General features: G+C 37.8%; 10 protein-coding genes and 1 riboswitch. Of the genes, 4 read left to right on the top strand and 6 right to left on the bottom strand.

The genetic code is table 11. The features are described from left to right. Nucleotides 1-302 precede the first annotated feature (302 nt). The 5 genes from mgtA to IGL42_RS05445 form a co-directional block, all read right to left on the bottom strand. On the bottom strand, nt 303-2,915 hold the full coding sequence (gene mgtA, locus IGL42_RS05465; RefSeq protein ID WP_104842618.1) for a magnesium-translocating P-type ATPase: 2,613 nt from the start codon (nt 2,913-2,915) through the stop codon (nt 303-305). A gap of 223 nt (nt 2,916-3,138) precedes the next feature. Next, a riboswitch (M-box (ykoK) riboswitch) is annotated at nt 3,139-3,306 on the bottom strand. An 81-nt stretch (nt 3,307-3,387) separates the two neighbouring features. After that, nucleotides 3,388-3,969, bottom strand: a complete 582-nt coding sequence (locus IGL42_RS05460) for a TMEM175 family protein (RefSeq protein ID WP_002382268.1) — start codon at nt 3,967-3,969, stop codon at nt 3,388-3,390. 170 nt (nt 3,970-4,139) lie between these two features. Next, complete coding sequence (locus tag IGL42_RS05455; protein ID WP_010710419.1) at nt 4,140-5,753, bottom strand: glycoside hydrolase family 13 protein; 1,614 nt, start codon at nt 5,751-5,753, stop codon at nt 4,140-4,142. Between the two features lies 1 nt (nt 5,754). After that, nucleotides 5,755-7,380, bottom strand: a complete 1,626-nt coding sequence (locus IGL42_RS05450) for a glycoside hydrolase family 13 protein (protein WP_010710420.1) — start codon at nt 7,378-7,380, stop codon at nt 5,755-5,757. 27 nt (nt 7,381-7,407) lie between these two features. After that, a complete protein-coding gene (locus IGL42_RS05445; protein ID WP_010710421.1) occupies nt 7,408-9,174 on the bottom strand; it encodes a glycoside hydrolase family 13 protein in 1,767 nt (588 codons plus the stop codon). A gap of 259 nt (nt 9,175-9,433) precedes the next feature. Between IGL42_RS05445 and IGL42_RS05440 the strand changes: the two genes are divergently transcribed. From IGL42_RS05440 to IGL42_RS05430, 3 genes are all read left to right on the top strand, one after another. Beyond that, nucleotides 9,434-10,684, top strand: coding sequence for an extracellular solute-binding protein (locus IGL42_RS05440; protein ID WP_002382263.1), 1,251 nt, complete (start codon nt 9,434-9,436; stop codon nt 10,682-10,684). A gap of 85 nt (nt 10,685-10,769) precedes the next feature. Beyond that, complete coding sequence (locus tag IGL42_RS05435) at nt 10,770-12,113, top strand: carbohydrate ABC transporter permease (RefSeq protein ID WP_010710422.1); 1,344 nt, start codon at nt 10,770-10,772, stop codon at nt 12,111-12,113. 3 nt (nt 12,114-12,116) lie between these two features. Then, on the top strand, nt 12,117-12,980 hold the full coding sequence (locus IGL42_RS05430; RefSeq protein WP_002360454.1) for a sugar ABC transporter permease: 864 nt from the start codon (nt 12,117-12,119) through the stop codon (nt 12,978-12,980). 37 nt (nt 12,981-13,017) lie between these two features. Here the strand turns inward: IGL42_RS05430 and IGL42_RS05425 are convergent, their stop codons facing one another. Continuing rightward, nucleotides 13,018-13,527 (bottom strand): MarR family winged helix-turn-helix transcriptional regulator, encoded by a 510-nt coding sequence (locus IGL42_RS05425; RefSeq protein WP_002365578.1) that lies wholly within the window; start codon nt 13,525-13,527, stop codon nt 13,018-13,020. Between the two features lie 124 nt (nt 13,528-13,651). Between IGL42_RS05425 and IGL42_RS05420 the strand changes: the two genes are divergently transcribed. Next, the gene (locus tag IGL42_RS05420; protein ID WP_002360456.1) at nt 13,652-15,991 is read left to right on the top strand and encodes an ATP-binding cassette domain-containing protein; all 2,340 of its coding nucleotides are present in this window, start codon (nt 13,652-13,654) and stop codon (nt 15,989-15,991) included. Nucleotides 15,992-16,036: the final 45 nt, after the last annotated feature.

Below are 16,036 nucleotides of genomic sequence, written 5' to 3'. Positions count from 1 at the left end.
ATTCGAGCCCCCTCATCCCCGAGCTGGCTAGTAATCTGATTTCCGAACTTTGCGTTTTCATGAAAATTATCTTGAAAAAACCAAAAAATAAAAACCGTCAGCCGAGTAACCTACTCAGCATGCGGTTTTTTATTTTTTAGAGAACAAAGTTTTTTTCGTTAATTTTTATTTTTTTTGGCTCGTTTTTTTGCCAAATACTTTACCTTAGGTTTTATCACGAACATTCATTGCTTAAAATCACCAAATTTTCGCAAAACGAGTAATACAGCTTAGCAAATTCTCTTCTCTTTCAGTAGATTTTACTAAATCCATTCTTTGGTAATTTTAATATATAAACGTTTAGCTACTTCAACAGTTAACATGTACGCAATGATGATTCCAAAGAACCATGGCCAGTAGTTAGCCGGAAGTTTCACAAAGTCAAAAACCTCTCTTATAGGCGTTGCTACAATCAGGAAACCGAGTAAAATTGCGCCTAAACTACTTAACATCACAGGCATTGACGCACGACTTTGAATGAATGGTATTTTCCGCGTCCGGACCATATGAACAACTAACGTTTGACTAACAAGTCCCACCATAAACCAACCTGTTTGGAATAAATGTTGAGTTGCCAAACTATTGGCGCTAAACACAAACCACATGACAAGATACGTTAGAATATCGAAAATACTACTTACCGGGCCAATACATACCGTAAATTTCGCTAGTCCGTTCGTTTCCCACCGAACAGGGCTTAATAACTCTTCTTCATCGACATTATCCCAAGGAATTGTCAACTGAGCTACATCATAAATCAAATTTTGAATCAAGAGTTGTAAGGAAAGCATTGGTAGAAATGGTAAAAAAGCACTGGCTACTAAAATTGAAAAGACATTCCCAAAATTAGAACTGATGGTAATTTTAATATATTTCATCATATTGCTAAATACTTTTCGTCCTTCAATCACACCAGATTCCAGTACATTTAAACTTTTTTCCAGTAAAATAATCGAGCTAGCATCTTTAGTAATATCAGCTGCAGTATCTACTGAAATGCCCACATCAGCTTTTCGTAATGCCGGTGCATCATTAATGCCATCCCCCATAAAACCAACCGTATGACCTTTTGCTTGTAGCAATTCAATAATTTTAGATTTTTGCATCGGATTTAATTTGGCAAATAAATTAGTTTCTTCTACTTGCGCCCGCAACTCTTCATCTGTCATTGCTTCAATTTGAGAACCTAATAACACATGGGAAACTTCAATGCCTACATCTTTACAGACTTTTTTGGCGACAATGTCATTATCGCCCGTTAGCACTTTCACGTTGACACCATGTTCATGTAAGGAGCGGATAGCGCTGACGGCTGACTCTTTTGCTGGATCAAGAAACCCCATAAACCCAATCAATGTCATCTCTTTTTCATCTTCAACTGAATAAACTGCTTCTTTATGGACATCTTTTTTTACAGCTACCGCTAACACACGCATCCCTTGTTTGTTCATTTGAACATTTACTCGGCGTAGTTCTTCTCGTACAGCACTGCTTAATGGTACAATTTCGCCATTAATTTGCGCATGCGTGCACACTTCTTCCATTTCTTCCACGGCGCCTTTCGTAATCATCAATTGATGATCATCTGCATTCACGACAACCGTTAAGCGGCGTCTGGAAAAATCAAAAGGAATTTCATCAATTTTAGTGACATTTTTAAACGGCGTTTTCCATTGATGCTCTTCATAAAAATTAATAACGGCAATATCCATTAAATTTTTCCAACCTGTTTGATAAGAAGAATTTAAGTAGGCTAAATTTAGAACCTCGTCACTCAAATCACCTAATGGATTCAAATGTTGAACCAAAACTACACGATCTTCGGTAATCGTTCCAGTCTTATCTGTACAGAGCACATCCATACCACCTAAATTTTGGATAGCCGCTAATTCTTTAACAATGACTTTATGTTTCGATAAGGATAATGCACCCTTGGCTAAGTTACTCGTAACAATCATTGGCAACATTTCTGGTGTCAAACCAACTGCAACGGCAATCGCGAAGAAAAACGCTTCGCCCCAAGCACCTTTAGTTAAACCATTAATCAAGAAAACGATTGGAAACAAAATCATTACCATTCGTAATAAAAGCTTACTGACTTTTGCTAAGCCTAAGTCAAAACTAGTTTTTCCTCGTTGTGTTGTAGCATTTTTAGCAATATCACCAAAAAATGTATGTTGCCCAGTTTTTAAAATAATCGCTTTTCCTTGTCCACTCAAGACATCTGTGCCCATAAACACTAGGTCTTGCATATCTAATGCAGAAACCTCTGTTTGTTGACGATCCACACCTGCATCCACAAATTTTTCGACAGGCATGGATTCGCCTGTTAGCGACGATTGATTAACGAATAAATCTTTGGTCCAAATCAACACGGCATCTGCAGGAATCATGTCTCCTGTAGCTAAAGTTACAATGTCTCCTGGAACAATTTCGTCCATTGGAATTTCTTTCGTAATCCCTTCCCGTGTCACTGCAGCGGTATTTTCAATTAATTCTTTTAAATCCAAACTCGCTTTTTGAGAACGATACTCTTGTATAAAAGCAATCAAGACACTGGCTAAAATCATCACGCCCATCACGATAGCGGCTTCGAAATCTTTCGTTAAAGTTGAAACGACCATCAATAAGGCTAAGACATAGACAAACGGATCTTTGAATGCACTTAAAAATAAAATAATTGCTGGGGTTGGCTTTTGTGCAGAAACTTCGTTTGGTCCAAATTCCTCTAATCTTTTTTCGGCATCTTCATTCGAGAGTCCTTTTTCAGATGTCCGTAATTCCATCATTAATTCCCGTTCAGAAAGCAAAGCCAATTTACGTAATTCTTGATCTTTGGTTGCTTTTCTCATATCCATTGTTTTTTTGTTCATCATTTTCTTTTCCTCCAAGGTTGTGGTCACCTGCCGAAAAGAGCGCTAAAATCTTCTCCTTTCATTGGTGACTGTATTTTGTTTCTCTGTTCACTTCCAGGGTCTTCCATGACAGTCATCCTTTCTTTTTCTTATTTATACTTCCAGTGAATAATTGCTTTTTTGCCAAACACACAAAAAAGGACCTACTCAACAATAGAGTACGTCCCAAAATACCATCTTTAAATAAGATTCTCTATCGTTGAGCTTTAGCACTATAGGGCGTAGATAACATGTATCAGCTACATTATGAATAACCTTCACGATTATTCCTGTTCAACCAACTAAGGGTCTCTCGATCCTTTCGCGGCAGCAGCATTTGTCCAAATAGGAGCCTCACCTAACAATTATTCAGTTTTTATCCACTTCTTATAATAGAGGAGTTTGACATTCTTGTCAAAAGATTTATGACTTTTTTGTTATAAATAAAAAATAACTACTTTAAAATTTCCTTTATTTCTGCTTTTCGCTCAGGAATAAACCACATGACTAAAACAATCGTATCAATAATCAGGACAGCGATTGGCGCTACCATTTTACCCACAATCAACGCAATAATATTCAACACAATCGAAAGCGTTAATTTTGGATAGTGGCCAAACAAACGTTGTACTTCGGATTTGGGCCCATTTGCCTGAATCAATGCCCGCACCACTAGATAATAAGCAACATCAGCTCCTAATACTACTAAGCCATACAAAGCTTGTGGCGGCCAAGAAAACGGATGTTCACCTACCCAACCAGTAACAAACGGGAAAAACGTCAACGTCAAAATTAGAAAATTATTCATCCAAAGGACACGTCCATCAATTTTACGGACACTTTGAAATAAATGATGATGATTGTTCCAGTAAATTAATAAAGTAACAAAACTAATTAAATAAATAATGATTTTGTGTCCAGATTGAGTCAGAGCAGACCAATCTGCTTTTTCAGGAATTTTTAATTCTAAAATTAATAACGTTAAAATAATCGCAATGACTGCATCTGTAAATGCTTCTACACGTGTTTTCGGCATCATTTCCCCCTACTTTCATAAAAATTAAATAACTTACCCAAAGTAAGTATAACGCATTTCTGTAAAAATTCAATTATTTATGAAGTCTCTCGGTTGTTGAAGTTCCTAAAAACGAGTGCAAGAGCCCCACTTAAAAGTAAGCCTCTTGCACTCGTTATAGAACAAATCAGTTATTGGAAGACGCCTGCCTGATAAGGTGCTAACTGCATCCGTTTCTTCACCGTAAAATCTTGATTCCCTAATAATTGTTGCCACTTTCTGCCTAGTAATTTATTCGGCAAGTCAAATTGGCACTTTTCTCCACTTAAATTGACAATCACTAACGCTGTTGCCTCAGTTGTTTTTCTTAAAAAAGCAAAAACAGACGGATGATTGGGCGCTAATAGTTCAAACTGTCCATCTGTAAAGACCGGATTGTCTTTCCGCAACGCAATTAACTTTTTATAATAATTCAACACGGATTGCGCATCCGTTTCTTGGTCAGCCACATTTATTTCTTTGAAATTGGGATGAATTGCTAACCACGGATGCCCCGAGGTGAATGAACTTGCCTCTTGACTCGTCCACTGCATAGGCGTACGCGAATGGTCCCGCGTCCAATGCGCCACTTCTTTCAATGCTTGTTTCGCATCGTAGCCACTTTCTATAAGCAAACGATAATGGTTATGAGAATCTTTAGCATCTAACTCGTCAATCTGTTGAAACGGATAATTAACCATGCCGATTTCCTGTCCTTGATAAATAAACGGCGTTCCTCGCAAGAGCAAGGCGATTGTTCCAATCGCCTTAGCAGAATGAGAGGTTTCATTGCCTAAAATTGAATTGATTCTGGGATTATCATGATTTTCTACATATAATGCATTCCAGCCTTCTGTCCCTAAATGCTTTTGCCAGCGAGCCATTACTTTTTTATAGCCTAAAATATTTAACCGTTCTTCTCCTGGCTTTCCTTCTCGAACATTGTGCTCTAATTCAAAAATCATATTCAGATAGCCCGCATCATTGGTCCATTCCACCGCTTTTTTACTTGAAACGCCACTAGCTTCCCCCACTGTCATGATGTCATACTCAGCAAAAATAGCTTTCAAATCCAGCATATAGTCTTCAATGCCTTTTACATTCATAAAGGGAGCCCATGGATTCGTGGTAATTTTAAAATCCCAAGGTTCTTTTTGGATATGACTAATCGCATCCAATCGGAAACCATCAATTCCCAAATCTAACCACCAGCGAATCATCGCATAAATCTCTTCACGAACTTTAGGATTTTCCCAGTTCAAATCAGGTTGCTCTTTTGCAAACACATGAAAATATGCTTGCTTTGTACCCGCGTCATACGTCCAAGTCGAGCCACCAAAAAAGCTTTGCCATTCATTCGGCATACGATCTGGTGTCGCATCGGCCCATAAATAATACTCACGATACGGATTATCTAAACTTTTTTTCGCTTCAACAAACCACGGATGTTGATCACTTGTATGATTGACCACTAAATCAAGAATAATCTTCAAACCTAATTGATGCGCTTGGTCCAAAAGTTCTTGAAAATCTTCCATCGTACCAAATTCTGGCTGAATCCCTTGATAATCCGCAATATCATAACCATTGTCAACGTTTGGCGAAGTGTAAATCGGATTTAACCATAAAAAATCGACCCCTAGTTCTTTTAAATACGGTAATTTCTCAATAATTCCCTGCAAATCACCAATGCCATCCCCGTTGCTATCTTTAAAACTCCGAGGATAAATTTGATAACCGACAGCATTTTTCCACCATTGTTCCATCTTATTGACTCACTTTCACAACAAATGCTTGCCAAGGCGCTAACGAATAATCTGCTAAAGCAGTGACATCTGTCGGCATATTTTCAATCATTACTTGTTCTACATGAACGTCTGCAGAAAATGGCTGAACTTTGTCAGAAAAGTTCGTTACAACAAGCCAGCGTTCCTCACCATAGGTACGATAAAAACTGATCACTTCGTCCACTGTTTCTAGCAATTCAAAGTTGCCCCAAACAATTAAAGGATGTTCTTTTCTCAAACGAATCATTTCTTGGTACGTATAGAATAGTGAATTTTTATCTGCCAAAGCAGCAGCGACGTTAATCGTTTGATAATTGGGATTAACATCAATCCAAGGTGTACCAGTCGTAAAGCCCGCATTTTTTTCAGCGGTCCACTGCATAGGCCGGCGTGCATTATCACGACCTTTAGTATTAATTTTCAGCAAAATTTCTTCTTTAGAATATCCTTTTTCTAGATACTCATGGTACATGTTAATCGTTTCGATGTCCCGCGCTTCACGAATATCTGTAATCGGCGTATTGGTCATACCAATTTCTTCCCCTTGATAAATATAAGGTGTGCCTTTCATCATGTGCAGTAAAATAGCGAATAACTTACTACTTTCCAACCAATGTTCCTGATCATTTCCCCAACGTGAAATCATTCTCGGTAAATCATGGTTATTCCAAAATAAAGAATTCCAGCCATCATTTCCTAATTCTGTTTGCCATTTTGCAAAAACCTGTTTCAACTTGGCAACTTCCATTGGCTGAAGGTCCCATTTTTCTTTACCTGGTTGTTGATCCAAGCTCATATGTTCAAACTGAAAAATCATAGATAATTCATGACGCTCTGGACTAGAGTACATTTTTGCAATTTCAGGTGTGGCCCCCCATGTTTCACCCACAGTTAACAGCTCTTTGCCGCCAAATGTCGCGGCGTTCATTTCTTGTAAATAACGATGTAAATGAGGTCCATTCGCGGTGATCTCTTCTCCTGGAATTTTACCCACTAAGTCAATTACATCTAAACGGAAACCGCCAATTCCTTTATCAATCCAAAAATTCATCATCTTGTAAACCGACTGACGCATTTGTTGGTTTTCCCAATTTAAATCTGGTTGTTTTTTACTAAACAAATGCAAATAGTATTGCCCACTCGCTTCATCAAACGTCCACGCCGAACCCGAAAAGGCAGATTTCAATCGGTTAGGCACACCGCCATCTGAAGCAGGATCAGCCCATACATAATAGTCTCGGTAGGGATTCTCCTTGCTTTTTTTCGCTTCAATAAACCAACGATGTTCATCTGAGGTATGGTTAACCACTAAATCCATAATAATTTCAATCTTTCGTTTTTTCGCTTCCTCAATTAGACGATCCATATCCGCCATCGTCCCAAACTCTGTCATAATCGCTTCATAATCAGAAATGTCATAACCATTGTCATCATTGGGTGATTGATAAACTGGTGATAACCAAATAGCCCCAATGCCTAACGTTTCCAAATAATCCAATTTTTCAATAATTCCTGGTAAATCTCCAATGCCATCTCCATTGCTATCCTTAAAACTGCGAGGATAAATCTGATAAACCACGACTTCTTGCCACCAATGTTTTTCCATCCTTCTTCACATTCCTTTGCTTAATTATTATGCTTGATATAAAAGAAAACCTTTTGGTAAAACCATTATCTGTTCTGAAGCAATTTCGATAGAAGAACTTAGCAAAACTTCTCGATCAGTTCTATCGACAAATTGTGTCTCTTGGCCAGTATTAAAAATCCCATAGATCGTTTGTTCCTCCAAACGACAAGCGAGTCTAATCAACCCCGTTTCAAAAGAAGTTCCTGTCCAATCGATTGTTCCACCAGAAAAAACAGCCGCATACTTTTTGCGAAGGGCAATCAATGATTTTACAAATTCCTTCAAATCCAAATCTTGCTGATTTTCCTCCCAAACCATACAACGACGACAATCAGGATCCATATCACCTGTCATACCAATTTCATCACCATAGTAAAGACAAGGGACACCTGGTTGAATATACGTAAACGCTAATACTTGGCGCATCAGCTCTTTATCCTCTTTCGTTTCATGCAATAAGCGTGGTGTATCGTGGGAATCTAAAACATTAAACTGCATTTGATTCGTTTGTTGTCGATAGAGCATTAACTGGTTGTTCATTTCAGAAAGCATCTTTTCCAAGGACAGTTCTTGCTTGACAAAGTAGCCCATAATCGCATCTGTGTATGCATAATTCATCACTGCATGAAATTCGTCTCCTTGGAGCCAGCTTTGCGACGAGTGCCAAATTTCTCCTAAAATATAAAAATCTTCTTTTGCGTCATCACATGTTTGCCGGAATTTTTTCCAGAACGCATGATCCACTTCGTTTGCCACATCTAAACGCCAGGCGTCAATATCATATTCCTCAATCCAATAACGAGCAATTTCTAAAAGATAGGCTTGCACTTCTGGATTTGCTGTATTTAATTTAGGCATATGCGGAGTGAATGCAAAAGTATCATAGGTAATGTTGCTTGCTTCTTCAAAATCAGCACTTTCTTCATAGCTAGCTGGAAACTCATTTACGTGGAACCAATCGGCATAAATTGAGTCCTGGCCATTTTTTAACACATCTTGCCATTGAGGCGAAGTGTCCCCCATATGATTAAAAACGGCGTCCAACATAATCTTAATGCCCCGTCGATGACACTCTTCGACTAAACGCTTAAAGGTAGCGCCATCACCAAAAGCTGGGTCAATTTTTAAATAATCAATCGTATCATATTTGTGATTAGAAAACGCTTCAAAAATCGGGCAAAAATATAAGCCATTAACACCTAAATCTTCAATGTAATCAAGATGATCTAGCACCCCTTGCAAATCCCCACCAAAAAAATCTTGTCGATCTGGTCTTTTAGATCCCCACGGCAACGTCCCTTCAGGATCATTGGCGGGATCACCATTTGCAAAACGCTCTGGAAATATTTGATACCAAACCGTTTCTTTTACCCATTCAGGTGCTTTAAAACGATCAATTTCATGAAAATACGGCATCCGAAAATAATTATTCGCCATCGCTAAATACTTTTCTTCTAAAGGATAAATGCCGTGTTCGCCATAAAACGCCCTCAAACCATCCGTCCCTACTAAAGTAAAAGCATATGAAAGGCGTTTAAATTTTGCACTTAATGCAATAAACCAGTAATCATATAACTCCGTAGATACTAACTTCTCCATGGTTAACGACTGTTGGTACCACTTTTCTTTTCCTAAAAGATAAGGATCTCCTTGCACTAATTGGACAGAGGCAATGTCGCCTTTTGCCGTACGCAAACGAATATGCATTGTTTCTTCTGTATAAAGATAAGCAAATTCACTTTCTGGACGATGGTAGATTGCAGCAGTGTTCATTTAATTCTCTCCTTTAATTGTCGCTTTTCGTGTATTTTCTAATACTCGAACACATTTTAGCGCAAACGATTGCATTTGTATACCCTTTTTTATTTTTTTATTTAAAATGCTTAATTAGTGGTATACACCACTTTAAATAAACAGTATGTTATTTATAACAAAAAAACTTTTTTAACTTTCTCGATGAAAAACACTTGATTATTTCCGCAATCGGTTGCATAATAAGACTTGTAAAAAATAATTTTTGGAGGGTTCAAAAATGAAAGCGAATTGGAAAAAGATTTTAATGGGCGGTATCCTTTTAAGTGCTTCCGCGGTTTTACTTACTGCCTGTGGTGGCGCAGAAAAAACGAAAGCTGAAAATGAAAGCGGTTCAGCAAATAAAGCAGCTGGTGACGTAAAATTATGGGTTGATACTGAATATATGGGCGTCTTTAAAAAAGTTGTCGCCGATTTTGAAAAAGAAAACCCCGATATTAAAGTTAACTTAACTGCTGGAAATTCGGCAGATGCTAAAAAAGACATTGCAAAAGATCCTAAAGCTGCCGCAGATGTTTTCATGATGCCGCATGATCAAATTGGTCAAATGGCAGAAGCTGGTCTGATTTACCCTAACACAAAATATGAAAAAGAAGTCAAAGAAAACAATATCGATTCGGCAGTAGCAGGAGTCACTTGGAAAGACAAAGTCTATGCCTACCCTTATGCCGTAGAGTCACAAGTTCTTTATTATAACAAAGATACGTATTCTCCAGAGGAAATCAAAACTTGGAAGTCTTTAACTGAAAAAGGCAAAATCGGTACCAATTTTGGCGAAGATGGCGCAAATTATATCTTCGGTCCTCTATTTATGAGTAACGGCGATTACTTATATGGTGAAAATGGCGAAGATCCAAAAGGTACCAACTTTAATAATCAACAAGGCATTGAGGTATTACAATGGATTGCCGATCAAAAAAATAATCCTGGTGTGATCCAATCAAATACAGAAGCATTGTCTAATCTAGGTTCTGGCAAAACGGATGCCTTCCTTTCTGGTCCTTGGTCTAAAAACGATGTAGAAAAAGCTCTTGGCGACAAAATGGGGGCCGCTGCCTACCCAACCATTGATTTTGGCAATGGAGAAAAACAAATGAAAGCTTTCTTGGGCGTTCGTAGTTTTGCTGTCAACCAACAAACACAAGCACCATTGGCCGCAATGACATTAGCAAACTATTTAACCAGCGAAAAAGCACAAATGACTTACTTTAAAGAAATCGGCTTTGTCCCTTCAAACAAAAAATTACAAACAAACGAAGAAATCACACAAGATACTGTTGCAAAAGCTATCTTAGAAATGGCGCAACCAACCCACTCTGTGGTAATGCCAAAAATCCCAGAAATCGTTTCATTCTGGCCTGCGATGGATGCAGTGATCAATGATACGTACAAAGGCAATATCAAACCTGCGGATTATCAAGCAAAATTAGATAAATTAGTCCAAGACACATCAAAAGAAGCAAAAGAATAAAAAGAGTAAAGAAATGGGACGAGCTTCAATCTGCTGTCCCATTTCCTCTATCTTTTTTATTTAAGTAGAAAGTGAGTGAACGAAGATGTTCAAGAAAAAGAAAGCCCAGACGTCATTTCGAGAGGTCTTTAAAAAAGGCGACTTCGCTACAAAACTATCTTTTTTAGTTATGGGTGCTGCAAACTTTGCCAACAAGCAGTGGTTAAAGGGAATCATCTTTTTAACAGCTGAAATTGGCTTTATCTATTGGTTAATCCGTAATGGTTTCCACGCATTAATGATGCTAGGAACACTAGGGACCCAACAGCAAGGATTAGTATATGATGATTCTTTAGGGATTGAAGTTCTAAAAGAAGGCGATAATTCAATGCTCTTATTATTATTCGGAATTGCAGCAATTTTAGTCTGTTTATCGCTAATCATTTTATATGTAATCAATTTAAAAAGCGCCCGTCACCTATATGAATTAAAGACAGCCGGCAAAAAAATTCCAACAACTATGGATGATTTACGTAGCTTGTTAAACGAACGTTTCCATGCAACTTTAATGACGATTCCCTTACTAGGCGTTCTTTTCTTTACCATCTTGCCGTTGTTATATATGATTTCAATTGCCTTTACCAACTACGACCATAACCATTTGCCACCGAAAAACCTTTTTACTTGGGTTGGATTTGCAAATCTAGGCAATGTAATCACAGGCGATATGGCTTCAACGTTCTTTCCAGTACTTGGCTGGACCTTGATTTGGGCTGTTTTTGCAACCGCAACTTGTTTCTTTTTTGGAATCATTTTAGCCTTGCTTATCAATACAAAAGGCTTAAAATATAAAGCGTTTTGGCGGACTATTTTTGTCATCACGATGGCCGTACCTCCGTTTGTTTCACTTTTAATTATGCGAAACCTCTTAAATGGTTCTGGACCTATCAATGCTCTGTTGTTAAATTGGGGCTTAATCGATTCTTCTATCCCCTTCTTAACAGATCCGAATTGGGCAAAATTAACCATTATTGTTGTCAATATGTGGATTGGTATTCCTGCTACGATGTTAATCTCTACAGGGATTATCCAAAATCTCCCTGAAGATCAAATTGAAGCTGCTAGAATTGACGGCGCCAATAAATGGCAAATTTTTAAAAGTATTACGTTTCCACAAATTCTATTTGTGATGACCCCGGCGCTGATTCAACAATTTATTGGCAACATCAATAACTTCAATGTCATTTATCTATTAACAGGTGGTGGGCCAGCCAATTCTAACTTCTACGGTGCAGGCTCAACTGACCTTTTAGTTACCTGGTTATATAAATTGACTGTCGATACAATGGATTACAATTTAGCCTCTGTGATTGGTATTTTAATCTTCATTCTCTCCGCAGTCTTCAGTTTAATTGCCTATACACGGACGAATTCATTTAAGGAGGCGTAACTTATGGCTAAAGCAAAAAGTTACCAGAAAAAACAACGCACTGCACTTACCAGCGTTTACATCATTCTAACCATTTTAGCAGTTTTTTGGATGTTCCCTATTGTGTGGATTATCTTAACAAGTTTTCGTGGCGAAGGCGGTGCATTTGTTCCCTATATCATTCCCAAAACATTCACTTTAGAAAATTATAAAGTATTATTAACAAATCAGACTGGCAACTTCCCCTTTGTCCGTTGGTTTTTGAACACCTTGTTCGTCTCCATCGCAAGCTGTCTGTTATCAACTTTTATTACAATCGCAATGGCTTATGCGCTGTCACGGTTGCGTTTCCGCTTAAGAAAACCATTTTTAAAAGTGGCGCTCGTTTTAAATATGTTCCCTGGTTTTATGAGCATGATTGCCGTTTACTATATTTTAAAAGCCTTAAATTTAACTGAAAGTTTATTCGCTTTAATTCTGGTTTACTCTGCAGGCTCGGCGCTAGGTTTTTACATCGCCAAAGGTTTCTTCGACACCATTCCGATGGCTTTAGACGAATCGGCTATGATTGACGGTGCCAACAAGTGGCAAATTTTCACAAAAATTACGTTGCCATTGTCGAAACCAATTATTGTCTATACTTCTTTAACCGCCTTCATGGGCCCTTGGATGGATTTTATTTTCGCAAAAGTTATTATGGGTGATAAAGTTGAAAATTACACCGTTGCGATTGGTCTCTTTTCGATGATGACCAAATCAACAGCCAATTCACTATTCATGGCTTTTACAGCCGGATGTGTGCTGATTGCCATTCCAATTACTATTTTATTTATATTAATGCAACGTTTCTATGTAGAAGGCGTGACTTCTGGCTCTGTCAAAGGCTAGAAAAAACATCGTTTGGTTTATAGCCAAACGATGTTTTTTATTTTTTGGCGTTGTTTTCCTTACACGTTTTTCTTCGTAGCGCTTGATAATTGGACAAAATTTTCATGACCGCCAAAAAGTGTTGATTGACCTCTTGATAATCCTCTAAGGAAAGAACACTAAGCGTTTCAGATAGTTGCTGTTTTACTTGATTTTCTTTTTGCTTAAAGAGCTTCTCGCCTTCTTTTGTCGTATAAACATTAACCACGCGGCGATTTTCTTGATTATGGCGACGTTGAACAATCGCTCGTTCTTCTAACCCCGCAATAGAGCGACTCACTTGAACTTTCGACGTTCCTACTTGGTTGGCTAACTCCGTCATACTAATTCCTTCATTTGTTGCCACAATTAATAAAATTAACATGTCTAACTTGGTTAATTTTAGATCCTCCAAGTCTAGGTCTTTAAAAAGCAATTGGCTCATATATGAAAAAATTTCAGTAAAGACACTAATATCTAAATTTGATGAATGCTTCTCTTTATCCATATGTTCTCCCTCGTTTCCCACCTAGTGTATACTAAATTCACTTGATTATCAAATGGTAATGATTGATTTTTGTTAACTATTATGTTACGTTATACACTAACTTAAGGTTGTGTTGTTGATAAATTGGAAGAAGGATGCGAAAAATATGCTAGAACTCAAAGAGATAAAAAAATATTATACTGTCGGCGGAACGACCACTAAAGCTTTAGATGGCGTCTCTGTCGCTTTTCGAAAACAAGAATTTGTAGCCATTCTGGGTCCCAGCGGCTCTGGTAAAACGACGATGTTGAATGTGATTGGCGGATTGGACAATTACGATTCTGGTGACTTAATCATTAACGGCAAATCAACAAAAAATTTTAAAGAAGCCGACTGGGATGCTTATCGGAATAACTCAATTGGTTTTATTTTTCAAAGTTACAACTTAATTAGTCATCAAGGGATTTTGGATAATGTCGAGCTTGGTATGACACTAAGTGGTATTTCAAAAGCAGAAAGACGCCAAAAAGCCGAAGATGCACTCATCCGTGTCGGTTTGAAGGACCATATCCATAAAAAACCTTCCCAATTATCTGGTGGTCAAATGCAACGGGTTGCCATTGCTCGCGCTTTAGCTAATGATCCCGATATTTTACTTTGTGATGAACCAACTGGTGCATTGGATTCAGAAACCAGTCTGCAAATTATGGCACTTATCCAAGAACTTTCGAAAGAAAAATTAGTTATTATGGTGACCCACAATCCTGAATTAGCTCACGAATACGCTGATCGAATTATTGAATTTTCAGATGGCCAAATTCGTCATGACTCGCGTCCTCATATTGAACATGAAAAAAAAGAACCTTTCGAATTGAAACGCACCAAAATGAAATTCACGACTGCGCTGCGTTTATCTTTTAATAATATCCGCACTAAAAAAGGGCGAACTTTTTTAACCGCCTTTGCTTCAAGTATCGGAATTATCAGTATTGCGATTGTCCTTTCTCTTTCAACAGGATTCCAGAAACAAATTGATAAAACTCAGTCGGAAACGTTAGCGCAATTTCCGATTACCATTTCTAAAATAGCGACAGATCAAGATCCAGAAAGTTTCAATAATCAGGACAAAAAAGGCACCTTCCCGAAAGAAAAAGAAGTGACTGCTAAAATTAGCGATGCGGACCGTGCGCAACACACGAATTTAATTGATCAAAAGTTTATTGACTATGTCAATCACATTGATCCTGAATTAAGTAATAATATCGGCTATACTCGTCTAGTCAATATGAACTTATTAAGAGAAATCAACGGGAAAGCACAAGCTGTCAAATTTTCAAACGATGCACCCGACGGCCAATCAAACGCGATGGCTTCTATGATGGCTGCCCAAACTGGCGTCGGCGTTTCTGCTTTTCCTAAACAACTAGAAAATGGAAAAAACAATTTCTTAAAAGACAATTACTCGTTGCTTGAAGGAAATTATCCAGAAAAAGAAACCGATGTCGTTTTAATCGTCGATAGTAACAATACCACCAATATTAATGCTTTAAAAAATCTTGGCTTTGACGTGAAAGATAATCAAAAGATTGCCTTTTCAGACATTGTTGGCACAAAAATGAAATTAGCCAATAATAATGCATTTTACACCAAATTACCGACAGGCAACTTCATTCCTAACCAAGATTTGCAAGCTGTTTACGATAATCCAGAAAATACCGAATTAACAATTTCAGGGATTTTGCGAATTAAAGATTCTTCAACAATGAATCTATTAGCACCTGGAATTGCTTATAGCGATGCACTTTCAACTAATATGATTGCCAAAAACAAAACCTCTGATATTGTTAAAGCGCAAGAAGCCAGCAACACTAACGTTATGACTAACGAAACATTAGATGCTTCCGCGAAAGAAAACCTGTTGTCTTATTTAGGAGCGAATGAAATCCCTTCAAGTATTATGATTTATCCAAACGATTTCAAATCAAAAGATAAAATTCTTGATTATTTAGATGCTTATAACAAAGGAAAAGATAAAAAAGACCAAATCATCTATTCTGATTTAGCTGGAACAATGACCCGCTTAACAGGTGGTTTAATGGATGCCATCACTTATGTGCTGATTGCATTTGCTGGGATTTCCCTTGTTACAAGTATGATTATGATTGGGATTATCACCTATACTTCTGTCATTGAGCGGACCAAAGAAATCGGTATCCTGAAAGCGTTAGGAGCTCGTAAAAAAGATATTACCCGGGTGTTCGATGCCGAAACTGCTATTTTAGGCGTTGCCTCTGGTATTCTTGGTGTTGTGATTGCCTTTCTCGCAACATTTCCGATCAATGCAGTGCTCTATAACCTGACTGATTTAGAAAATGTTGCCACCTTAAATCCAATTCACGGGATTATTTTGATTGTAATTAGCACAATCTTAACCATGATTGGTGGCCATATTCCTGCCCGAATGGCAGCGAAAAAAGATGCGGCAGTTGCTTTACGTGCAGAATAAATAACAAAAAATAATCCTTTAATTTCTCTTAAAGGATTATTTTTT

The sequence above is a fragment of the Enterococcus sp. DIV0712 genome (genome assembly GCF_050554855.1).
GTDB lineage: Bacteria > Bacillota > Bacilli > Lactobacillales > Enterococcaceae > Enterococcus > Enterococcus faecalis.
This window is presented reverse-complemented; position numbering and strand designations above follow the sequence as displayed.

Excerpts from the sequence above, each read along its gene's own strand:
- mgtA (WP_104842618.1), bottom strand. The coding sequence starts at position 2,915 with ATGATGAACAAAAAAACAATGGATATGAGAAAAGCAACCAAAGATCAA.
- IGL42_RS05460 (WP_002382268.1), bottom strand. The coding sequence starts at position 3,969 with ATGCCGAAAACACGTGTAGAAGCATTTACAGATGCAGTCATTGCGATT.
- IGL42_RS05455 (WP_010710419.1), bottom strand. The coding sequence starts at position 5,753 with ATGGAACAATGGTGGAAAAATGCTGTCGGTTATCAAATTTATCCTCGG.
- IGL42_RS05450 (WP_010710420.1), bottom strand. The coding sequence starts at position 7,380 with ATGGAAAAACATTGGTGGCAAGAAGTCGTGGTTTATCAGATTTATCCT.
- IGL42_RS05445 (WP_010710421.1), bottom strand. The coding sequence starts at position 9,174 with ATGAACACTGCTGCAATCTACCATCGTCCAGAAAGTGAATTTGCTTAT.
- IGL42_RS05440 (WP_002382263.1), top strand. The coding sequence starts at position 9,434 with ATGAAAGCGAATTGGAAAAAGATTTTAATGGGCGGTATCCTTTTAAGT.
- IGL42_RS05435 (WP_010710422.1), top strand. The coding sequence starts at position 10,770 with ATGTTCAAGAAAAAGAAAGCCCAGACGTCATTTCGAGAGGTCTTTAAA.
- IGL42_RS05430 (WP_002360454.1), top strand. The coding sequence starts at position 12,117 with ATGGCTAAAGCAAAAAGTTACCAGAAAAAACAACGCACTGCACTTACC.
- IGL42_RS05420 (WP_002360456.1), top strand. The coding sequence starts at position 13,652 with ATGCTAGAACTCAAAGAGATAAAAAAATATTATACTGTCGGCGGAACG.